This is a genomic window from Micromonospora sp. NPDC004336 (genome assembly GCF_053602615.1).
On the sequence record NZ_JBSGDY010000066.1, the window covers coordinates 1 to 20055 of the forward strand.

At 74.4% G+C, this 20055-nt stretch carries 20 protein-coding genes and 2 pseudogenes; 16 read left to right on the top strand and 6 right to left on the bottom strand.

The window, feature by feature from the left end; genetic code table 11:
* Positions 1 to 278, bottom strand: a pseudogene (locus ACWENR_RS16100) (hypothetical protein); the annotation flags it as partial.
* A gap of 325 nt (positions 279 to 603) precedes the next feature.
* Here ACWENR_RS16100 and ACWENR_RS16105 point away from each other — a divergent pair.
* The 5 genes and pseudogenes from ACWENR_RS16105 (at position 604) to ACWENR_RS16125 (ending at position 3792) form a co-directional block, all read left to right on the top strand.
* Positions 604 to 1089, top strand: coding sequence for a CarD family transcriptional regulator (locus ACWENR_RS16105; RefSeq protein WP_007073334.1), 486 nt, complete (start codon positions 604 to 606; stop codon positions 1087 to 1089).
* Positions 1090 to 1145: 56 nt separating this feature from the next.
* Entirely contained in the window at positions 1146 to 1841 is a 696-nt protein-coding gene (gene ispD, locus ACWENR_RS16110; protein ID WP_452277767.1) for a 2-C-methyl-D-erythritol 4-phosphate cytidylyltransferase, read from the top strand.
* Between the two features lie 16 nt (positions 1842 to 1857).
* Positions 1858 to 2340: a 2-C-methyl-D-erythritol 2,4-cyclodiphosphate synthase gene (gene ispF / locus ACWENR_RS16115; protein WP_393106205.1), complete on the top strand. Its 483-nt coding sequence runs from the start codon at positions 1858 to 1860 to the stop codon at positions 2338 to 2340.
* 10 nt (positions 2341 to 2350) lie between these two features.
* Positions 2351 to 2749 (top strand): annotated as a pseudogene (locus ACWENR_RS16120) (tetratricopeptide repeat protein); the annotation flags it as partial.
* Positions 2750 to 2877: 128 nt separating this feature from the next.
* Positions 2878 to 3792 (top strand): sigma-70 family RNA polymerase sigma factor, encoded by a 915-nt coding sequence (locus ACWENR_RS16125; RefSeq protein ID WP_452277768.1) that lies wholly within the window; start codon positions 2878 to 2880, stop codon positions 3790 to 3792.
* 123 nt (positions 3793 to 3915) lie between these two features.
* On the opposite strand, the gene ACWENR_RS16130 is transcribed toward ACWENR_RS16125, so the two are convergent.
* Positions 3916 to 5082 carry a homogentisate 1,2-dioxygenase domain-containing protein gene (locus ACWENR_RS16130; RefSeq protein WP_452277769.1) on the bottom strand — a complete coding sequence of 389 codons (1167 nt, stop codon included), beginning with the start codon at positions 5080 to 5082 and terminating at the stop codon, positions 3916 to 3918.
* A gap of 95 nt (positions 5083 to 5177) precedes the next feature.
* On the opposite strand from ACWENR_RS16130, the gene ACWENR_RS16135 reads away from it, so the two are divergent.
* From ACWENR_RS16135 to ACWENR_RS16170, 8 genes are all read left to right on the top strand, one after another.
* Positions 5178 to 6059 (top strand): hypothetical protein, encoded by an 882-nt coding sequence (locus tag ACWENR_RS16135; RefSeq protein ID WP_452277770.1) that lies wholly within the window; start codon positions 5178 to 5180, stop codon positions 6057 to 6059.
* Between the two features lie 76 nt (positions 6060 to 6135).
* The gene (fahA, locus tag ACWENR_RS16140; RefSeq protein ID WP_452277771.1) at positions 6136 to 7335 is read left to right on the top strand and encodes a fumarylacetoacetase; all 1200 of its coding nucleotides are present in this window, start codon (positions 6136 to 6138) and stop codon (positions 7333 to 7335) included.
* Positions 7336 to 7534: 199 nt separating this feature from the next.
* Positions 7535 to 7744: a DUF397 domain-containing protein gene (locus ACWENR_RS16145; protein ID WP_452277772.1), complete on the top strand. Its 210-nt coding sequence runs from the start codon at positions 7535 to 7537 to the stop codon at positions 7742 to 7744.
* Between the two features lie 104 nt (positions 7745 to 7848).
* Entirely contained in the window at positions 7849 to 8322 is a 474-nt protein-coding gene (locus ACWENR_RS16150; RefSeq protein ID WP_452277773.1) for an SRPBCC family protein, read from the top strand.
* Between the two features lie 116 nt (positions 8323 to 8438).
* The gene (locus tag ACWENR_RS16155; protein ID WP_452277774.1) at positions 8439 to 9725 is read left to right on the top strand and encodes an outer membrane protein assembly factor BamB family protein; all 1287 of its coding nucleotides are present in this window, start codon (positions 8439 to 8441) and stop codon (positions 9723 to 9725) included.
* A gap of 59 nt (positions 9726 to 9784) precedes the next feature.
* A complete protein-coding gene (locus ACWENR_RS16160; RefSeq protein ID WP_452277775.1) occupies positions 9785 to 10318 on the top strand; it encodes a hypothetical protein in 534 nt (177 codons plus the stop codon).
* A gap of 59 nt (positions 10319 to 10377) precedes the next feature.
* On the top strand, positions 10378 to 10920 hold the full coding sequence (locus ACWENR_RS16165) for a hypothetical protein (RefSeq protein WP_452277776.1): 543 nt from the start codon (positions 10378 to 10380) through the stop codon (positions 10918 to 10920).
* Positions 10921 to 10945: 25 nt separating this feature from the next.
* Entirely contained in the window at positions 10946 to 12046 is a 1101-nt protein-coding gene (locus tag ACWENR_RS16170; protein WP_452277777.1) for a hypothetical protein, read from the top strand.
* 51 nt (positions 12047 to 12097) lie between these two features.
* Here ACWENR_RS16170 and hisC read toward each other — a convergent pair whose 3' ends face one another.
* From hisC to hppD, 4 genes are read right to left on the bottom strand one after another with little or no spacing between them, the layout of a single operon-like run.
* Positions 12098 to 13201: a histidinol-phosphate transaminase gene (gene hisC, locus ACWENR_RS16175; protein ID WP_452277778.1), complete on the bottom strand. Its 1104-nt coding sequence runs from the start codon at positions 13199 to 13201 to the stop codon at positions 12098 to 12100.
* Positions 13198 to 14133 (bottom strand): RDD family protein, encoded by a 936-nt coding sequence (locus ACWENR_RS16180; RefSeq protein WP_452277779.1) that lies wholly within the window; start codon positions 14131 to 14133, stop codon positions 13198 to 13200. Before ACWENR_RS16180 ends, hisC begins: the two co-directional genes overlap by 4 nt.
* A 22-nt stretch (positions 14134 to 14155) precedes the next feature.
* Positions 14156 to 14860, bottom strand: coding sequence for an RDD family protein (locus ACWENR_RS16185; RefSeq protein ID WP_452277780.1), 705 nt, complete (start codon positions 14858 to 14860; stop codon positions 14156 to 14158).
* Positions 14861 to 14871: 11 nt separating this feature from the next.
* Positions 14872 to 16077 carry a 4-hydroxyphenylpyruvate dioxygenase gene (hppD, locus tag ACWENR_RS16190; RefSeq protein WP_452277781.1) on the bottom strand — a complete coding sequence of 402 codons (1206 nt, stop codon included), beginning with the start codon at positions 16075 to 16077 and terminating at the stop codon, positions 14872 to 14874.
* A 148-nt stretch (positions 16078 to 16225) separates the two neighbouring features.
* Between hppD and ACWENR_RS16195 the strand changes: the two genes are divergently transcribed.
* The 3 genes from ACWENR_RS16195 to ACWENR_RS16205 all read left to right on the top strand — a co-directional run bounded on the left by ACWENR_RS16195 (position 16226) and on the right by ACWENR_RS16205 (position 19979).
* Positions 16226 to 16714 carry an Lrp/AsnC family transcriptional regulator gene (locus ACWENR_RS16195; RefSeq protein WP_452277782.1) on the top strand — a complete coding sequence of 163 codons (489 nt, stop codon included), beginning with the start codon at positions 16226 to 16228 and terminating at the stop codon, positions 16712 to 16714.
* 108 nt (positions 16715 to 16822) lie between these two features.
* Positions 16823 to 18244 (top strand): outer membrane protein assembly factor BamB family protein, encoded by a 1422-nt coding sequence (locus tag ACWENR_RS16200; RefSeq protein WP_452277783.1) that lies wholly within the window; start codon positions 16823 to 16825, stop codon positions 18242 to 18244.
* 67 nt (positions 18245 to 18311) lie between these two features.
* Positions 18312 to 19979: a fumarate hydratase gene (locus ACWENR_RS16205; protein ID WP_452277784.1), complete on the top strand. Its 1668-nt coding sequence runs from the start codon at positions 18312 to 18314 to the stop codon at positions 19977 to 19979.
* Positions 19980 to 20055: the final 76 nt, after the last annotated feature.

Below are 20055 nucleotides of genomic sequence, written 5' to 3' on the forward strand. Positions count from 1 at the left end.
ACGGGCTCCGGGGTGCTGGTGCGACCCGAGCGCGGCCAGGTCACCGCCACCAGGCCGGCGACCGTGGTCAGTACCGCCACCAGGAGGACCAGCAGGGGCAGGGCGAGCGGCGCCCGGGCGCCCGGTCGGCGGCCAGCGTGCGGCGCCGCGGCGCGCAGCTCGCGGCGGACCTGCTCGGCCTCGGCCGCGAGGGCGGCGGCGTCGTCCGGCACGACCACCCGACCCCACTCCGGCGGCAGGTCGGGCAGTCCGGGGCCGTCTGCGTCGGGCTTGCCCATCGGACCCCCAGGCGTCTCGGTGAGCGGACAGCGGCTCGACCTCCAGCGTCCCGCACGGTGCCGCGTACCGCTACACCTGGGCGCGCACGCGGGCGGCGGGCTACCATGGGAGGAGCGCATAGCCCTTGATCTCGACGTTCGCGTCACCCGCGCCGGGCCGTCATCCACTGGTCACGGAGCGTGTTCAAACCATTGGTTTGGCGGCCTGTCAAGCCGAAGAAATACCTCTCACAGGGCCCCTGAGCTGCGCCAACGGTCAGGACAGCGGTGAGACATCGGTGCCTGAGCGTGTTACCCTAGACACAGCGAAAGGGGTTTCGAACCTATGGTTTTCAGTGTCGGCGAGACCGTTGTTTACCCCCACCACGGGGCCGCACTCATCGAGGCAATCGAGACTCGGGTCATCAAGGGCGAGCCTAAGCAATACCTCGTCCTGAGGGTCGCGCAGGGTGACCTGACGGTCCGGGTGCCCGCCGAGAACGCCGAGATCGTGGGTGTGCGCGAGGTGGTCGGCGAAGAGGGCCTCGGCAAGGTCTTCGACGTGCTCCGTGCACCGCACACCGAGGAGCCGACCAACTGGTCGCGGCGTTACAAGGCGAATCTGGAGAAGCTGGCCTCGGGCAACCCGCTGAAGGTCGCCGAGGTCGTGCGCGACCTGTGGCGCCGGGAGCGGGAGCGGGGCCTCTCCGCGGGTGAGAAGCGCATGCTTGCCAAGGCCCGCGACATTCTCGTCGGCGAGGTCGCGCTGGCCGAGAAGAGCACCAAGGACGAGGCGGAGACGCTGCTCGACAAGGTCCTCACCGAGGCCTAGTCCCCACAGCATCGTCGTACCCGATTCGTAGCGAACAAACCACCGAGGACCGCGACGTGACCGCGCAGCTCAATCCGCGCGGTGACGTCGCGGTCCTCGTGCCTGCGGCCGGTGCCGGCGTACGCCTCGGCCCGGGGCGACCCAAGGCCCTGCGCCTGCTCGGCGGGGAGCCCCTGCTCGTGCACGCGGTCCGACGGCTCGCCGCCGCGCCGTCGGTGCACACCATCGTCGTGGCCGCCCCGGCCGCCGAGGTCGCGGCGGTGCGCGACCTGCTCGCCCCGGTCGCCCCGGTGACCGTGGTGCCCGGCGGCGCGGAGCGGCAGGCGTCGGTGGCCGCGGCCCTCGCCGCGGTGCCCGCCGGCCCCGGGATCGTCCTCGTGCACGACGCCGCCCGGGCGCTCACGCCGCCCGAGCTGGTGGAGTCCGTCGCGGCGGCCGTCCGCGCCGGGCACGACGCGGTGATCCCCGTGCTGCCCGTGGTCGACACGATCAAGGAGGTCGACGCGGGCGAGGTCGTCCTCGGCACCGTCGACCGGTCCGCCCTGCGGGCAGTGCAGACCCCGCAGGGCTTCCGCCGGGCGGTGCTGACCGCCGCGCACGCCGCCGCCGGCGACCCGCTCACCGACGACGCCGGCCTGGTCGAGAAGCAGGGCGTGCCGGTGCGCTGCGTGCCCGGCTCCGAATACGCGCTGAAGGTCACCCGCCCGTTCGACCTGGCGCTGGCCGAGCACCTGCTCGCCACGGGCGCCTGACGCGTACCCTCTTCGCATGATCGTTCCCCGGGTGGCCATCGGCACCGACGTGCACGCCTTCGAGGCGGGCCGGCCGTGCTGGGTGGCCGGCCTGCTCTGGCCCGACCAGGACGGCCTCGCCGGCCACTCGGACGCCGACGTGGCGGCGCACGCCGCCTGCAACGCGCTGCTCTCGGCGGCCGGCCTCGGCGACCTCGGCGCCAACTTCGGGGTGGGCCAGCCCGAGTGGGCCGGCGCGTCGGGCGTCGCCCTGCTCGCCGAGAGCGCCCGCCGGGTACGGGCCGCCGGCTTCGCGATCGGCAACGTCTCCGTGCAGGTGATCGGCAACCGGCCCAAGATCGGGCCGCGCCGCGAGGAGGCCCAGCGGGTGCTCTCCGAGGCGGTCGGCGCGCCGGTGACCGTCTCCGCGGCCACCACCGACGGCCTCGGCTTCCCCGGGCGCGGCGAGGGCCTCACCGGCATCGCGGTGGCCCTGGTGTACGAGGCCCCGGCCGCCTAGGCTCGCCGCGATGTCCAGCGACGCCACCTCCGACCGCTCGGCCTTCGACGGCTACGTCCAGCGCGCCCAGCTCCTCGCCGAGCTGGGCCGTTACGACGAGGCCGCCGCCGAGGTCTCCTACGCCGTCGCCCTGGACCCGGCGAACGCCGGGGCCCTGACCATGCTGTCCCGGGTCCACCTCGCGGCCGACCGGCCCAGGGAGGCGCTGACCGCCGCCGACGCGGCCGTCGCCGCCGCCCCGGAGAGCGTGCCGGCGCTGGTCGCCCGTGCCCTCGCGCTGACCGACCTGGAGGAGTACGCCGAGTCGGCGCGTAGTGACCGGCCAGCGTCAGGCGTGGCGACACCGGCCGGAGGACGCCCCCCCGAACGGGCGGCGGCGACGCGCGGCGGCAGGTCGTGGGGACCCGCGCCGGCCTCCTCCCCGACAAAAATATGCTCATCCCAAGTTTGTTCTTGACACATGAATGGGTTCGTCCTAAGTTTAGGTCGCACAGGGGCGCTGCCGCGCCGCTCCGGGCCGTCGAAGGGACATCGCTCATGACCGTGACCGATTCGGTGGGTGCGTACCTCAGGGAGATCGGCCGGACCCCGCTGCTCACCGCCGAGCAGGAGGTGGAGCTGGGCGCGCGGATCGAGGCCGGGCTGCTCGCCCAGCGCCGCCTGGACGCCGTACCGGCCGGGCTGGCCGCGGACGAGCGGGCCACCTGCGAGCGGCTGGCCGCCGACGGCCGGCGGGCCCGGCGGCACATGATCGAGGCCAACCTTCGCCTGGTCGTCTCGATCGCCCGGCGGTACGTCCGCGAGGGCGGGCTGCCGCTGCCGGACCTGGTCCAGGAGGGCGTCATCGGGATGATGCGCGCGGTGGAGAAGTTCGACCACACGCGCGGGCTGAAGTTCTCCACCTACGCCACCTGGTGGATCAAGCAGGCGCTCGGTCGCGCGCTGGCCGACCAGAGTCGCACGATCCGGGTGCCCGCGCACATGGCCGAGCTGATCAACCGGGTGCACCGGGTGCGCCGCACCCTGCTCCGGGACCTCGGCGAGGAGCCGACCGCCGCGCGGATCGCGGCCGAGCTCGACCTCGCTCCCGAGAAGGTCGAGCAGGCGCTGCGGTACGACCGGGAGCCGGTCTCGCTGCACGCCCCGGTCGGCGAGGACGGCGCGCAGCTCGGCGACTTCCTCACCGACGACGCGCCGGACCCGGCCGCCCAGGTCGCCGCCGGCTCACTGCGCTCCTACCTGGACACCGCGCTGGCCGTGCTCACCGAGCGGGAGGCGACGGTCATCGCCCAGCGGTACGGCCTCGCCGACGCGGAGCCGCGCACACTGGACGAGATCGGCCGGGTGCTCGGCCTGACCCGGGAACGGATCCGCCAGATCGAGGCGAAGGCGATGTCCAAGCTCCGCCACCCCGCCCGCACCCGCCTCCTGGCCGACCTCCTGGCCGCCTGAGCGGCGGCGACGGCTCGGCCCCGCCTGACCGGCAGCGGCGGCTCGGCCCCGTCTGAGCGGCGGCGGCTCAACCCTGCCTGAGCGGCGGCGACGGTTCAGCCCCGCCTGAGCGGCAGCGGCGGCTCAGCCGCGGCGGGCCCAGGTCCAGGCGTAGGCGTCGTCCTCGCACGCCTGGGCGGCGTCGCAGAGGTCGAGCGGGCGGAAGGTGTCGACCATGACCGCCAGCTCGTCGAAGAAGTCGGCGCCGATGGAACGCTCGGCGGCGCCCGGCTGGGGGCCGTGGGTGAACCCGGACGGGTGCAGCGAGATCGAGCCCTGCTCGATGCCCGAGCCGCGCCGGGCCTCGTAGTTGCCGCCGGTGTAGAAGAGCATCTCGTCGGAGTCGACGTTGTGGTGGTTGTACGGCACCGGGATCGCGTCCGGGTGGTAGTCGACCTTGCGGGGCACGAACGAGCAGATCACGAAGTTGGGGCCCTGGAAGGTCTGGTGCACCGGCGGCGGCTGGTGGATCCGGCCGGTGATCGGCTCGAAGTCGTGGATGGAGAACGCCCACGGGTACATGTGGCCGTCCCAGCCGACGACGTCGAACGGGTGGTTGGCGTAGACGTAGCGGGTCCAGCCGCGCCGGTGCCGGACCAGCACCTCCACGTCCTCGCCGTCGACCAGCAGCGGCGCGTCCGGCCCCCGGACGTCGCGCTCGCAGTAGGGCGAGTGCTCCAGGAACTGGCCCCGCACCGAGAGGTAGCGCTTGGGCGGACCGATGTGCCCCGCCGCCTCGACGGCGAGCAGCCGGGTCGGCGCGTCGCCGGTGGGCACCAGCCGGTGGATGGTCGAGGTGGGGATGACGACGTAGTCGCCGGGCACCGCGTCGAGGACGCCGAACGTGGACTCGACGCGCAGGGTGCCCGACTCCACGTACAGGCAGTGGTCGCCGGTGGCGTCGCGGAACAGCGGGGACGGCCGGTCCGCCAACACGTACGCGATCCGCACGTCGTCGTTGGCGAGCAGGTAGTGCCGGCCGAGCACGGGGTCGGCACCGGTGCCGTCGAGCTTGTGGGTGCGCAGGTGCCGGGGCTTGAGCGGCAGGTTCGGCACCCGGGTGAACGCCGGCGGGGTGAACTCCTCGGCCGCGACGATCGCGGTCGGCGCGTGCCGGTGGTAGAGCAGGGACGAGTCGGAGGAGAAGCCCTCCTGGCCCATCAGCTCCTCGGCGTAGAGGCTGCCGTCGGGCTGGCGGAACTGGGTGTGGCGCTTGCGCGGCACCTCGCCGACGCTGCGGTAGTACGGCATCTCGCCTCCCGGTTCGTCCCGTTCACCGATCCAACGGCGTCCGATTATCGGACGCTGTTGTCCGTTCCTTGTAGCGTCCCGTACATTCTTGTCTCGTGTCAACGCAGCTGCCCGCGCTTCTCGACGGCCTCGTCGACGACGCCGCCGTCTTCCCGCCCGGCAGCGCGCCGCTGCCCGACGCCGTCGCCGCGCACCGGCGGCACCGCGCCTCCTGGTACGCGGGGCTGGTCGGTCCCCTCCTCGTCCCCGCCACGCGGCTGGCCGAGCTGGCCGACCTGCTCGACGCGGGGGAGCGGATCGAGGTCGGCGTCATCGGGGACGTGCCGGTCGCCCGGCTCGACGAGGCCCGGACGGGGGCCGACCCGCGCATCCGCGTCCGCCAGATCGAGGCGGCCGTCGCCAAGCGCGGCGAGGACCCGCTGCCCGGCCTGGCCGAGCTGGTCGAGCTGACGCGCCGCGCGAACCCGGCCGGGGCCGCCGACACCGGCGGGCTGGCCGTCTACGCCGAGGTGCCGCTGACCTTCGGGCTGCTGGGCGCCCTGGACGCGCTCGCCGCCGCGCGCGCCGAGGGGCTGCCGGTCGCGGCGAAGTTCCGCACCGGCGGGCTCGCCGCCGAGCTCTTCCCGACCCCGGCCGAGCTGGCCGCGGTGATCTGCGCCTGCCGCGACCGGGGACTGCCGTTCAAGCTGACCGCCGGGCTGCACCAGGCGGTGCGGCACCTCGACCCGGAGACCGGCTTCACCCACCACGGCTTCGCCAACGTGCTGGCCGCGACGTTGGCCGCCGCCGAGGGCGCCGCGGTCCAGCCGGTCGCCGAGCTGCTCACCGCGACCGACCCGCGCCCGCTGGTGCAGCGCGTCGAGGGCGACCTGGCCGCGCCGCGCCCGCTGTGGGTCGGCTACGGCTCGTGCAGCATCCTGGAACCACTTACCGATCTGATCCGGCTTGGGCTGGTGAACGGGGGCTTCGACGCATGAGCGGGCGTCAGCGAGCGAATCATCTCCGCGGGCCGGTGGCGCCCCGGGGCGGCGCGGAGCGCGAGGGAGGGCAGGCATGAGCTGGGTGCCGGGTGCCGACGGTTCGCCCTACGGGGTGACCAACCTGCCGTACGGGGTGTTCCGCCGCGCCGAGGGCGAGCCGCGGGTCGGCGTACGCATCGGGGACTTCGTGCTCGACCTGGGCGGCGCGGAGGCGGCCGGCCTGGTGCTGGCCGCCGGGACGCTGGGCCGGCCCGCCCTGAACGAGTTCCTGGCCCTCGGCCGTCCGCAGTGGACGGCCGTCCGGCAGCGGGTGACCGAGCTGCTCACCGACGCCGCCCACCGGCCGGCCGTGGAGCCGCTGCTGGTGCCGCTGGCCGAGGCGCGGATGCAGTTGCCGTTCGAGGTCGCCGACTACGTCGACTTCTACTCCTCCGAGCACCACGCGGCCAACGTGGGGCAGATCTTCCGCCCCGGCCAGCCGCCGCTGCTGCCCAACTGGAAGCACCTGCCGATCGGCTACCACGGCCGCGCCGGCACGGTGGTCGTCTCCGGCACCCCGGTGGTGCGGCCCAGCGGGCAGCGGGCCACCCCGCAGGGCCCGGTGACCGGCCCGTCCGTACGCCTCGACATCGAGGCCGAGGTCGGCTTCGTGGTCGGCGTGCCCAGCGCGCTGGGCGACCGCGTCGCGGTCGAGGACTTCGCCGACCACGTGTTCGGCGTGGTGCTGGTCAACGACTGGTCGGCGCGGGACATCCAGGCGTGGGAGTACCAACCGCTCGGCCCGTTCCTGGGCAAGTCCTTCGCGACGTCGGTGTCCGCCTGGGTGACCCCGCTGGACGCGCTCGGCGACGCCTTCGTCCCCGCGCCCGACCAGGACCCCCCGGTCGCCGACTACCTGCGCGACGTGCCGCACCTCGGGCTGGACCTGCGCCTGTCGGTGGAGTGGAACGGCGAGCGGGTCAGCGAGCCGCCGTTCGCCACCATGTACTGGACCCCGGCCCAGCAGCTGGCCCACCTCACCGTCAACGGCGCCTCGCTGCGCACCGGCGACCTCTACGCCTCGGGCACCGTCTCCGGGCCGGAGCGGGGACAGGTCGGCTCGTTCCTGGAACTCACCTGGGGCGGGACCGAGCCGGTCAAGTTCGCCGGCGGCGAGACCCGCACGTTCCTGGAGGACGGCGACACGGTGACGATCACCGCCACCGCGCCCGGGCCGGACGGCACCACCATCGCCCTGGGCGAGGTGACGGGGACGATCCGCCCCGCGCGCTGAGCCGCCCCCCGGGTCCCCGCCGGACCCGTTCCCACGCAACGGACCCCGGTCGCACCATCTGTGCGACCGGGGTCCGTCGTTGCCGCGTTGATCGTCGCGGATTCCGACGCCAGCCGCGCCGGTCCGGTGCCGGACGACCCCCTTCCGGTCCGGTGCCGGCCGCCGGCTGGCGTCCCGACGACAAGGAAAGGTGACGACGATGAACGGTCTCCCGGGTGCGGTCTGGCGCACCAGCAGCCGCTCCAACGACCAGGGCCTCTGCGTGGAGGTGGCGGACAACCTGGTCGACGTCCTCGGCGTGGTGGGCGTGCGCGACTCCAAGGACCAGGCGGGCCCCACGCTGGCGGTCAGCCCGCCGGGCTGGGCGGCCTTCGTCGGCGCGATCCGGGCGGGTCAGTTCGGCCGCTGACCGGGGCGGGGCCCGCGACTCGGGGCCTCCGGGCGGTGGAAATTCCGCTCCGGGGGCCCCGACAGGCGCTCACCCGGCGTACCGTCGACGCCACGGGAGGTGGCATGTCGACGGTGGCGGTCACGGAGTTCGTGGAGGCGCACGACGCCGACCTCTGGCGGCTGCTGACCGACCTGACCGCCCGCACCCGACGCTTCACCGGCCCGGTGGAGGTGCTCACCCCCGGCGGCTTCGGTCCGGGCACCGCCTGGCGGGAGACCCGGTCCCGGCCCGACGGCACCGCGCTGGTCGAGGAGTTCGTAGTCGTCGAGGCCGAGCCGCCCCGGCGACTGGTGCTCGGCTCGCGCGGCGCCGGGGTGGACTACCGGATCACCTGGACGCTGCGCCCGGTCGAGCGCCGCCGTCGCGGCTGCACGGCCGTCACCGTCGAGCAGGAGTCGATGCCGACCGCCCCCTACGGCCGGGTGGTCGCGCTGCTCCTCGGCGGGCTGGCCGCCCGCGCGGTCGAGCGCGCGCTGCGGCAGGACCTCGCCGACCTGGCCGCCGCGGCCGTCGCCGGCACCGCCGAGGCGGCCTGAGGCCCCGCCGCCGTGCCCGGCCCGTGACGGGGTCCCCGGTCGTCGGCCGGGGCGGCCCGAGGGCCTGACCGGGCTGCGGGTGGCCCCGCTGGGTAGGGTGCCGGGCGGAGGTGCGCATGGGGTTCCCGAAGGGCCGGCGGCGGGTCGTGGTGGTGGTCGTGGCGCTGCTCGCCGCCGTCGCCGTCGCCGCGACGGTCTACCGGGTGCTCGCTCCCGCCGAGGTCAGCACGCCCGCGCGTGGGGCGTACCCGCCGGCCGCCGATCCCGTCGCCGGCGTGGTGGGCCGGCTCCCGGTCGCCCCGCTGATCGTGGACGGTCGGCTGCGGGTCTACGCCGCCCACCGCCAGGTCTACGCGGACCGGCCGGTCGACGGCCGGCGCCGGACCACGCCGTACTGGTCGTACCGGCGGTGGCCGGCGGAGTTGGACTCGGTGGTGGCGAGCGGGACGACGGTGGTCACCCGCTGGTCGGACGGGCGGCTGGTGGCGTTGGACGCGCGTACCGGCCGGGTGGCCTGGGAGGCGGACGGTCCGGCGCCGGTCGGCGAGCGCGCGGTCCGGCGCACCGGGGCGGCCACGGTCTGGGATCCCCGGGGGATCTTCGTCGCCCGGGCGGTCGACGGTCGGCAGGTCGTGGCGGCGGCCGGGGCGCGCTGGCTGCGTGCCGTGGACCTGGCCGACGGCCGTGAGCTGTGGCGGTCGGACACGACCGCGTCGGTGCCGACCGGCGACGGCTCGGACCCGGCCGGCTGTCGCGCTGTCGTCGGCGCGACCGGCTCGGGCCGGTTCGTCATCGTCGACTCCTGCGCGGGACCGGCGGTGGTGGAGTTCCGCGACGCCGTGACCGGCGCGGTGGGCCTCCGCTGGCGGCCGCCCGGCGCCGGCGACCGACTGGTGGCGACCCCCGTGGGCTGCGAGAGCGGCCGGACCGGGTGCACCGGCCTGCGGACGGCCGCGCCGGGCGACGACGCGGGCCGGGGCTGGCTGCTCGGTGCCGGTGAGCCGGTCGCCGCGCCGGCCCTGGACCGGCCGGACGCCGAGCTCGTGGGTGGGACGGCGGTGGCGGTCGTCGACGGGGTGCCGGTCGGCCGCTCGGCGCGTACGGGCGCGGAGCTGTGGCGCCGTCCCGACCTTCCCGGTGCGCGGCTGCTCGCCGTCCAGCCCGACCGGGTGCACCTGTTGACGGAGACGAACGACCTGGTGACGCTGGATCCGGCCACGGGCGCGCAGCGGTCCTTCTTCGCGCTCAACGCGGGCTCCGACGGGGTCGGCTGGGCGCCCGGCGCGGCGTACGCGGCGGACGGGTTCGTGGCCGTCGAGCGGCTGCGCGAGCCGGTCGACCCGGCCGGTGACGACCAGCGCTACTACCTGACCTCGGAGCCCGTGATCCTGGCCGCGACCTGAATCGCCGAGCCGGAGAGGCGTGCTCGACAAAACGGACATAAGTTATTTATAGTCCCACTGTGCGTCTCCTGGCAGCCCTGTTGGGCGCGATCCTGATCCTCGTCACCGCGTCGCCGGCCGACGCCGCGCCGTCCACCCGGGCGGCCCGGCTCGCCCGGACGGTGGGGGTCGACATCACCGTGCCCGCCTCGGTCAACCTCGGCAGCGGGTTCACCGGCGGCACCCTGACCGGGCAGTTGGGCACGGTCGAGGTGCGTGACTCGCGCGGCCCGATCAATCCCAACGCGTGGGTCGCCACGGTCTCCACCACCGTGTTCGTGACCGGAGGCGGCGGTCCGCAGCGCACGATCGGCGCCGACCGGGTCTCCTACTGGTCCGGGCCGGCGGTGCGGAGCACCGGCGGGGGCACGCTGGTGCCCGGGCAGCCCACCTCCGCGCAGGCGGTGACCCTCGACGTCACCCGCGAGGCGTTCCGCAAGACCAGTGGCAACGGCAACAACACGGTGGCCTGGGCGCCGACCCTGCGGATCGCGGTCCCGACCGGGATCGTCGGTGGCACGTACCGGGGCGTCGTGACGCACTCTGTCGCCTGATGGGTTATTTGTCCGAAAAGCCGCTCTGTGTCCGTCTCCCGCGACCTAGCGTGCGTCCCATGAGGAAGCCACTTCTTGCCCTGACCGCCGCCGCGGCCGCCGTGGTGGCCATGGCCACGCCCGCCGCGGCCGCGCCGACCGGCGACACCATCGTCACCTTCACCGTCGCCACCGCCGACCTGAACATCACCGTTCCGGCGGCCGTGAACCTCGGCTCCGTCTTCTCCGGCGGGGTCGTCACCGGCGAACTCGGCACCGTCACGGTCACCGACAGCCGGGCCGCGCTCAACGCGACCTGGGTCGTCACGGTGTCGGCCAGCTCCTTCACCACCGGTGGCGGCTCGCCCGAGGAGACCATCCCGCCGGCCCTGGTGGAGTACTGGTCCGGCGCGGCGACCAGCACCACCGGCACCGGCGTCTTCGTGCCCGGCCAGCCCACCCAGGCCAACGCGGTGACCCTGAGCGTGCCCCGCACCGCCTTCTCGAAGACCTCGGGCAGCGGCAACAACACCGCGAGCTGGGTGCCGGACATCCGGATCGCCGTTCCGAGCACCGCCGTCGGCGGCACCTACACGGGGGTGATCACCCATTCGGTGGCATGACCGGGCCCGCGCCCTCGCCCTGGCCGTGACCGTCCTGGTCACGGCCGGGGCGCCCGCGTCGGCCGCGCAGCTCGCGCCCGCGTCCGCCGCGCAGCTCGCGCCCGCGTCCGCCGTCCGCGCGCCGGCGCTCGCCGAGCCGGAGGTGCCCGAGGCGGACGTGCCGGCGGTGGAACCGGACGGGCGGACGGGGAAGCCCCGGCCCTCGGCGCGGCCGACCCCGGACGGTCCCCCGACGACGGTCGGGATACGTCTGCTCGACGCCCCTGTCGAGCGCCGCGACGACACCCGGGCGCACAAGTACATCGTCGACCACGTTCGCCCCGGCACGACGATCAAGCGACGGGTGATGGTGCAGAACAGCTCGGAGATCCGCCGGACCGTCGCGCTCTACGCCGCCGCGGCCGACGTCGGTCGGGACGGGTTCGCGCTCGCCCCGGACCGCACCCGGAACGAGCTGAGCAGCTGGATCCAGGTCGCGCCGGCGGAGGAGACGCTGGCCCCCGACGAGGAGGCGGAGGCGCTCGTCACCATCACCGTGCCGCGTCGCGCCGAGGCCGGCGAGCGGTACGCGGTGATCTGGGCCGAGGTCGCCGGCGTGGACGGGCAGAACGTGCGCAACGTCGGCCGGGCGGGCATCCGGGTCTACCTCTCCGTCGGGCCCGGTGGCGAGCCGCCCTCCGGCTTCGAGATCGGCCCGTTGACCGGCGGGCGGGACAGCGGCGGCATCCCCGTCGTCACCGCCGAGGTGCGCAACACCGGCCGACGGGCACTCGACCTGGCCGGGGAGCTGTGGCTCGCGGAGGGCCCCGGTGGGCTCGCGGCCGGGCCGGTGAAGGTCGAGGCGGGCACGCTCGGGCTGGACGGCCGCACCACCGTCCGGGTCGCGCTCGACCGCCGGCTGCCGGACGGGCCGTGGGCGGCGAAGCTCGACCTGGCCAGCGGCTGGACGAAGCGTTCCGCCGAGGGCAGGGTCAGCTTCGGGCCCGTGCCGGTGGCGGCCACCAGCGCGGCCGACCGCTCCGGCCAGGTGCTCACCGGCGGGCTGGCCACCTCCGGGCTGGTCCTCGTGCTGTTCGCGGTCTACGCGTACCGACGTCGGGTCCGGCAACCGGCGGCGGTCGCCTGAGTCGGCCGGTCCGGTCCGCGAGGGGATGGCGGACCGGACCGGCATCCGCCCTCAGGCCAGGGCCGCCTCGGCGGCGGCGAGGAAGGCGTCGTTCTCGGCCGGGGTGCCGATGGTGACCCGGACCCCGTCGCCGGGGAACGGCCGGACGATCACGCCCCGGGCCTCGCACGCCCTGCCGAACTCCACCGCCCGGTCGCCGAGGGGCAACCAGACGAAGTTGGCCTGGCTGGTCGGCACGTCGGGGACGAGCTTGCGCAGCGCCTCGGTCACCCGGTCGCGTTCGGCGACGACGAGGGCGCACCGCCGCTCGACCTCGTCGGCCTGGGCGAGCGCGGCGAGGGCGCCCGCCTGCGCCGCCATGCTGGTGGAGAACGGCGTGACGACCTTGCGCACGGCCGCCGCCACCGCCGGCTGGGCGACCAGGAAGCCGATCCGCAGGCCGGCCAGGCCCCACGCCTTGGAGAGGGTCCGCAGCACGACCACGTTCGGCCGGTCGAGGTAGGTGAGGCCGTCCGGCACCTCCGGGTCGGTCACGAACTCCCGGTAGGCCTCGTCGATGACGACGAGGACGTCCTCGCCGACCGCGTCGAGGAACCGGTCCAGCTCGGTCCGGCGTACGGAGGTGCCGGTCGGGTTGTTCGGGTTGCAGACCAGGATCATCCGGGTCCGGTCGGTCACCGCCGCGGCCATCGCCGCCAGGTCGTGCCCGTGCCCGGCGTCGTTGGGCACCCGCACGCTGGTCGCGCCGCTGGTCGCCGCGATGATCGGGTACGCCTCGAAGGAGCGCCACGAGTAGAGCAGCTCGTCCCCGGGCAGGCAGGTGGCCCGCACGAGGTGCTCGGCCAGCGCGACGGAGCCGCAGCCGGTCGCGATCCGGTCGGCGGCCACGCCGTAGCGCTCGGCCAGCGCCTCGCGCAGCGCGACCACGCCCATGTCCGGGTAGCGGTGCACGCCGGCGACGGCCTCGGCGACGGCCTCCACCACGCCGGGCAGCGGGCCGTACGGGACCTCGTTGCTGGCGAGCTTGATCGCCTCGGGGAGCCCGAGCTCGCGGGCCAGGTCGGCCGGGCTGCGGCCGGGCACGTAGTTGGGCAGCGCGTCGAGGTCGGCGCGGGTCAGCCGCAGCGCCGGCTGGTGGCGTCCGGTGTCGGTCATGGGGTGTCTCCCGAGGGGTCGGTGCGGTCGTCCGGGCTGGCCCGGCGGGTGCGGGGAAGCTGGACCACCACGGTCTGCGCCCGCTTGTCGTGCAGGGCCTGACGCAGCGGGTGGTCGAAGAGCGGGGAGAGCGCGTCGACGAGCTGGAGCAGCAGGCCGAGGCCGCAGCAGTACCAGAGCAGGGTGGGCAGGCCGAGGGTGTTCCACCGGCGCAGCGCCCGGCCGAAGCCGAGGGGCTCGTCCGCGCTCGTCGGCAGCACCTTGACGCCCACCAGCCGCTTGCCGAAGGTCTGCCCGCCCGAGGCCATCGTCGGCACCTCGTACGCGAGCCAGAGCGCCGTGGCGATCAGCAGGATGACGACCTGGAGGCCGCCGGCCTGCTCGCTCGGCTGCGGCAGCCCCTCGGTGGAGGTGTCGCCGGCCATCGCCCGCCGGAACACCTCCCGCCAGTACGGGGTGACCTCCTCGATCAGCCGCCACACGAACCAGCCGTTCACGACGGCGTTCAGCGCGAAGACGACGGCGAAGTCGATCAGTCGGGCGACGAGTCGGGCGCCGAAGCCGGCCAGCGGCAGCCCGTGCGGGCGGGGCTCCGGCGGCCGGCCGGGCCAGCCCCCGGCGGGCCAGCCGGGCGGCGGGCCCTGCGGGCGACCGGGGACCCCCGACGGCTGCCCGGGGTGGGGCTGGCCTGGGTGCGGCCACCCGGGGTGGGGCTGCCCGGCCGCCGGCGCGCCCGGCGCGGGCGGGGCGCCCGGCGTGGGGGCCGCGGGCGGGGCGGGCGGGGCGGGCGCGGGCGGCGGCTCGGCCGGCGGCGGCCCCTCCGGCGGGGTGGCGTCGACGGGGATCGGCGCGCCGATCCAGCCCTCGCCGTCCCAGTAACGCCGGGTGTCCGGATCGGCCGGGTCGACGTACCAGCCCGGGTCGACGCTCACGGCCTGGCCTCGCTGCGCTCGCTCACGCAGACACCTTAACGACGACGGTGCCGGCGAACTTGTCGTGTAGGCACTGCTGCCAGGGCTTGTCCCACAGCTGCCAGAGCCCGTCGAGGTAGCTGAGACCCGGCAGGAGGCTTGCCGCCACGTACTGCACGGCGTACCGCCTGCCGGCCATCCGCCGGTCCAGCGTGCGCGTCGGGTCGAGCGGCACCACCCGCAGCTTCATCACCTTCTTGCCGAAGGTCTGCCCGGTGCGCTTCATGTATTCCACGTGGTAGAGCCAGTAGAGCCCGAGCAGCACCACCATCAGGCCCAGTTCGAGCAGCAGGATCGGCAGGAAGAAGTCCGTCAGGAACGCGGCGGGGTCGGGCTCGGCCAGCGTGCCGTCCGGGTTGGTCCGGGTCAGGTCGTCCATCATGTTCCAGAAGAAGAGCATGAACGCCGGCAGGAAGAGGACCATCGCCACCAGCGCGCTCAGCGCGCCGTCGATCAGCGCGGCCAGGAACCGGTCGCCGAAGCCGGCGAGCGGCTGACCGCCGGGCGCGCGCGTCGGGGCGGCCGGGTGGGGCGCCCCGGCCCAGCCCGGGGGCGGGTGCCCGGGCGGGGCGTACTGCGGCGGCGCCGCGTACCCCTGGCTGGTCGGACCGGAGGGCGGCGCGAAGCCGCCGGCGGCGGGCGGGTGCCCACCGGCCGGCGGCGTCGGGTACGGCGGAGGTTGCGTCACGCTCGACAGTGTTACAGGTTGCCGCGCTTCTCCTGCTCACGCTCGATGGCCTCGAAGAGCGCCTTGAAGTTGCCCTTGCCGAAGCCGAGCGAGCCGTGCCGCTCGATCAGCTCGAAGAAGACGGTCGGGCGGTCCTGCACCGGCTTGGTGAAGATCTGGAGCAGGTAGCCGTCCTCGTCCCGGTCGACCAGGATCTTGCGGGACTGAAGCTCCTCGATCGGCACCCGGACGTTGCCGATGCGGGCGCGCAGCTCCGGGTCCTCGTAGTACGAGTCCGGGGTGTCCAGGAACTCGACGCCGGCGGCGCGCATGGCGTCCACGCTGGCCAGGATGTCGTTGGTGGCCACGGCGATGTGCTGGGCGCCGGGGCCCTGGTAGAACTCCAGGTACTCGTCGATCTGCGACTTCTTGCGGGCCACGGCCGGCTCGTTGAGCGGGAACTTCACCTTGCGGGTGCCGTTGGCGACCACCTTGCTCATCAGCGCCGAGTAGTCGGTGGCGATGTCGTCGCCGATGAACTCCGCCATGTTCGAGAAGCCCATGACGCGCTTGTAGAACTCGACCCACTCGTCCATCCGGCCCAGCTCGACGTTGCCGACGATGTGGTCGACCGCCTGGAAGAAGCGCTTCGGCTGGATGCCGGCGTCGATCATCGGCTGCCGGTCGACGATCGGGCCGCGGGCCACGAAGCCGGGCAGGAACGGGCCGGTGTAGCGGGAGCGGTCGACGAGCGTGTGCGCCGTGTCGCCGTACGTGGCGATGGCGGCCATCCGGACCGTGCCGTGCTCGTCGCTGACGTCGTGCGGCTCGGTCAGGCCGGTCGCGCCCTGCGCGACGGCGTGCGCGTACGCGGCGTCGACGTCCGGGACCTCCAGCGCGATGTCGGAGACGCCGTCGCTGTGCCTGGTCACGTGCTCGGCGCCCGGGGCGTCCGGGCGGACCGCGCCGGTGAGCACGAACCGGGCCGACCCGCTGGTCAGCACGTACTGGGCGTGGTCGCGGTAGCCCTGCTCCGGCCCCCGGTACGCCACGCAGGTCATGCCGAACGCGGTGGAGTAGTAGTGCGCCGCCTGCTTGGCGTTGCCCACCAGGAAGTGCACGTGATCGAGGCCCTTGACGGGGAACGGGTCGCGGCTGATGTCGTGGTCGACGGCACCGACGAGCGCGTCGACGTCGACGTCGTCGTTGGCCTGGGGTCGGTCGATCGCCTGGGTCATCGCGGTCTCCCTCAACTACCGGTCGGCCTCGTGGCCGCCGCCGTGGTCGGATGCGGTCTGTTGTGGCGAGGATCGCGGTGACCTGGCGCACTGGGCAACTGTTGCCGCCTGGGCTGGTCAGGTTGCGCATTCAGTAGGGTGTTCAGGCATGAACGCTGGTCAGGCTGTACAGCTCGATGCCCTCGACGCGCGGTTGATCGAGTTGCTCGCCGAGGAGCCGCGGATCGGGGTGCTGGAGTGCTCCCGGCGACTGGGGGTCGCCCGGGGCACCGTGCAGGCCCGGCTCGACAAGCTGGTCGAGCGGGGCGTCGTGGGCGGCTTCGGCCCCGAGATCTCCCCGGCGGCGATCGGGTTCGGGGTGACCAGCTTCGTCACGCTGGAGATCAGCCAGCGGCACGGGCACGACCGGGTCGCCGCGCACCTGGGCGCGATCCCCGAGGTGCTGGAGGCGCACACCATCACCGGCTCCAGCGACCTGCTCTGCCGGATCGTGGCCCGCTCGAACACCGACCTCCAGCGGGTGATCGACCAGATCGTCTCGTACGAGGGAATCCGCCGGGCCTCGACGATCATTGCCCTGGCCGAGCAGATCCCGTACCGCACCCTGCCGCTGGTGCGCTCCGCCGCCCGGCGGTGAGCCCCGGCTGCGCGGGGTCCTTCCGTACGCCCCGCGCCGCGCGAGAAAGGGCGGCGACACGGCGGCGCGGGGCCGCGGGAGCGCCGTGCTCGTCGCTACCGTGTGCGTGTGGCGAAGGCGGGCGGCCTCGGGTGGCGCGGCGGGCTCCTGCTCGCGCTCGTCGTGGTCGTCGTGCTCGCCGCGACCGGGGTGTGGAACCCGTTCCCCGGCCTGTGGGACTGGGTCGACCGCAGCGAGCCGATCTCCGAGCCGGACGTGGTCTGGCAGCAGCGGGTCGGCGGCACCCCGCGCAGCGTCACCATCGCCGGTGACACCGTCGTGGTCGAGCAGCGCACCCGGGTGGAGGCGCGCGCCCTGGCCACCGGCACCCAGCTGTGGGAGCGCAAGGCCGACTGGTCCGCCGTGGCCGGGGGCGACCGGGACCCGGTCGTCGTCGTGGGCAAGCTCCTGGTCAAGGGGTACGAGGTGCTCGACCCGACCACGGGCGCCACGCGGCGGCGCGACGGCGACGCGGTGGCCGTGTGGACGTACCGCAACCTGCTGCTCGACGCCCGCTGCGTCGACGCCACCGACTGCACGATCAGCGCGTGGGAGCCGCGCGGCACCGCCCCGCTCTGGACGGCCTTCGTCCCCGGGGTGCGCAGCGGGCTGCTCGGCGACAACCCGGGGCTGCTCGGCACCCGACGGCTCGACGCCGTCCGGATCGACGAGGACGTGGCGGGGCCGGAGGCCGTGCCGCCGCTGCTCGGGTTCCCCATCGACGGTCGGGTGCACGTGCTCGACACCGCCACGGGGCGCGTGCTGCAGGACGTCGAGCCGGGCCGGGACGAGCGGCTGTCGGTGGTCGGCGGCCGGCTGCTGCGGATCACCGCCCGTTCCCAGGACGGCACCTGCTACTTCGCCATCTCCGGCCGGGACCCGGCGACCGGCCAGGAGACCTGGCAGCGGGCGGGGATCAACCTGCGTACCGCCGACAACGCCGGCTGCGCGCAGCGGGAGGATCCGCAGGGCGCGCGGAACGTGCTGATCGGCGTCGCCCCGGACGCCCGCGAGGCGGTCCTCGACGGCTACGACGGGCGGCTGCTGCTGACCACCGCCGCCGGGCAGCGGCTGCTCGCGGTCGACGACCGCTACGCCCTGGTGAGGACGGCCGACAGGCGGGCGGTGGTCAGCCACGAGCTGGGCACCGGGCGGGTGCGGTGGAGTCGTCCCGCCGGGGCGAAGGCGGGCGCCGCGCTCACCCCGTACGCGGCAGTGCTCGCCGACGAGAAGCCGTCCCGGCTGGTGGCGCTCGACCCGCGTACCGGCGCGGAGCTGGCCAGCCTCCGGACGGCGGCGAACGCCCTCGCGGTGGGTCCGAAGGGCATGGTCATCGGCGAGGGGCGGGAGATCGGGTACGTCCGCTTCGGCGGCGCGGCGGTCGTCCCGGCGCCCCCGGGCGACGGCGGCGTCCCCGGTCCCGCCGGCACGGGCGGGGTGCCCGGGCCGGCGGACAGCTGCGGCCCGAAGCGGGAACTCTGCCCCGGGTGAGAGCGCCGTCCCAGGACCCACCCGGCGGGTGACACCGATCGACCCTTCTGCCCTAGGCTTTCGGCTCATGAGCAGTGCCGCCGCGTTCTCGTACGCTCCCTTGCTGCCGACCGGTCCCGACCAGACGGAATACCGCCTGGTCACCGACGAGGGCGTCGACGTCGTCAACGGCCCGGGGGGCCGTCGGTTCCTCACCGTGGAGCCGGCGGCGCTCACCGCCCTGACCGCCGAGGCGATGCACGACATCGCGCACTTCCTGCGCCCCGCGCACCTGGCCCAGCTGCGGTCGATCATCGACGACCCGGCCGCCTCGCCGAACGACCGCTTCGTCGCGCTCGACCTGCTGCGCAACGCCAACATCGCCGCCGGCGGCGTGCTGCCGATGTGTCAGGACACGGGCACCGCCATCGTGATGGGCAAGCGCGGCCGGCACGTGCTCACCGACGGCAGCGACGCCGAGGCGGTCTCGCGCGGCGTCTACCAGGCATACACCCGGCTCAACCTGCGCTACTCGCAGCTCGCCCCGCTGACCATGTGGGAGGAGCGCAACACGGGCAGCAACCTGCCGGCGCAGGTCGAGCTCTACGCGGAGGACCCGGACGGCCACCCCGACGCGTACAAGTTCCTCTTCATGGCCAAGGGCGGCGGCTCGGCCAACAAGTCCTACCTCTACCAGGAGACCAAGGCCCTGCTGAACCCGACGCGGATGATGCAGTTCCTGGAGGAGAAGCTGCGCCTGATCGGCACCTCGGCCTGCCCGCCCTACCACCTGGCCATCGTCATCGGCGGCACCTCCGCCGAGTACGCGCTGAAGACCGCGAAGTACGCGAGCGCCAAATACCTCGACGCGCTGCCCACCTCCGGTTCGATGACCGCGCACGGCTTCCGGGACCTGGAGCTGGAGGCGCAGGTGCTGGAGCTGACCCGCAACTTCGGCATCGGGGCGCAGTTCGGCGGGCGCTACTTCTGCCACGACGTGCGGGTGGTCCGGCTGCCCCGGCACGGCGCCTCCTGCCCGGTGGCGATCGCCGTCTCCTGCTCGGCCGACCGGCAGGCCGTCGCCAAGATCACCCCGTCGGGCGTGTGGCTGGAGCGGCTGGAGACCGACCCGGCGCGCTTCCTGCCGGACGTCACCGACGAGACGCTCGACGCCGAGACGGTCGTCAAGGTCGACCTCAACCGGCCCATGGACGAGATCCGCGCCGAGCTGTCGAAGTACCCGGTGAAGACCCGGCTGTCGCTGACGGGCCCGCTCGTGGTGGCCCGCGACATCGCCCACGCCAAGATCGCCGAGCGGCTGGACGCCGGCGAGCCGATGCCGCAGTACCTGCGCGACCACGCCGTCTACTACGCCGGCCCGGCCAAGACCCCGGAGGGCTACGCGTCCGGCTCGTTCGGCCCGACCACGGCCGGCCGGATGGACGCCTACGTGGAGAAGTTCCAGGCCGCCGGCGGCTCGCAGGTCATGCTCGCCAAGGGCAACCGGTCCGCCCAGGTCACCCGCTCCTGCCAGCAGCACGGCGGCTTCTACCTCGGCTCGATCGGCGGCCCGGCCGCCCGGCTCGCGCAGGACTGCATCAAGCACGTCGAGGTCCTGGAATACCCGGAGCTGGGCATGGAGGCCGTCTGGAAGATCGAGGTGGAGGACTTCCCGGCCTTCATCGTGGTCGACGACAAGGGCAACGACTTCTTCGCCGAGGTCACCAAGCCGGTGCTGACCGTCGGCCGCCGCTGACCCTCTGCTGCCGAAGGGGCGCCGGGGTTCACCGGCGCCCCGGCCCTGTCGCCGGTCGACCGGCGGTCGACGTGGC

What these genes read in the sequence shown, in the direction of transcription:
- ACWENR_RS16105 (WP_007073334.1), top strand. Translation starts at nt 604, where the DNA reads ATGGTTTTCAGTGTCGGCGAGACCGTTGTTTACCCCCACCACGGGGCC.
- ispF (WP_393106205.1), top strand. Translation starts at nt 1,858, where the DNA reads ATGATCGTTCCCCGGGTGGCCATCGGCACCGACGTGCACGCCTTCGAG.
- ACWENR_RS16125 (WP_452277768.1), top strand. Translation starts at nt 2,878, where the DNA reads ATGACCGTGACCGATTCGGTGGGTGCGTACCTCAGGGAGATCGGCCGG.
- ACWENR_RS16130 (WP_452277769.1), bottom strand. Translation starts at nt 5,082, where the DNA reads ATGCCGTACTACCGCAGCGTCGGCGAGGTGCCGCGCAAGCGCCACACC.
- fahA (WP_452277771.1), top strand. Translation starts at nt 6,136, where the DNA reads ATGAGCTGGGTGCCGGGTGCCGACGGTTCGCCCTACGGGGTGACCAAC.
- ACWENR_RS16145 (WP_452277772.1), top strand. Translation starts at nt 7,535, where the DNA reads ATGAACGGTCTCCCGGGTGCGGTCTGGCGCACCAGCAGCCGCTCCAAC.
- ACWENR_RS16150 (WP_452277773.1), top strand. Translation starts at nt 7,849, where the DNA reads ATGTCGACGGTGGCGGTCACGGAGTTCGTGGAGGCGCACGACGCCGAC.
- ACWENR_RS16155 (WP_452277774.1), top strand. Translation starts at nt 8,439, where the DNA reads ATGGGGTTCCCGAAGGGCCGGCGGCGGGTCGTGGTGGTGGTCGTGGCG.
- ACWENR_RS16165 (WP_452277776.1), top strand. Translation starts at nt 10,378, where the DNA reads ATGAGGAAGCCACTTCTTGCCCTGACCGCCGCCGCGGCCGCCGTGGTG.
- hisC (WP_452277778.1), bottom strand. Translation starts at nt 13,201, where the DNA reads ATGACCGACACCGGACGCCACCAGCCGGCGCTGCGGCTGACCCGCGCC.
- hppD (WP_452277781.1), bottom strand. Translation starts at nt 16,077, where the DNA reads ATGACCCAGGCGATCGACCGACCCCAGGCCAACGACGACGTCGACGTC.
- ACWENR_RS16195 (WP_452277782.1), top strand. Translation starts at nt 16,226, where the DNA reads ATGAACGCTGGTCAGGCTGTACAGCTCGATGCCCTCGACGCGCGGTTG.
- ACWENR_RS16205 (WP_452277784.1), top strand. Translation starts at nt 18,312, where the DNA reads ATGAGCAGTGCCGCCGCGTTCTCGTACGCTCCCTTGCTGCCGACCGGT.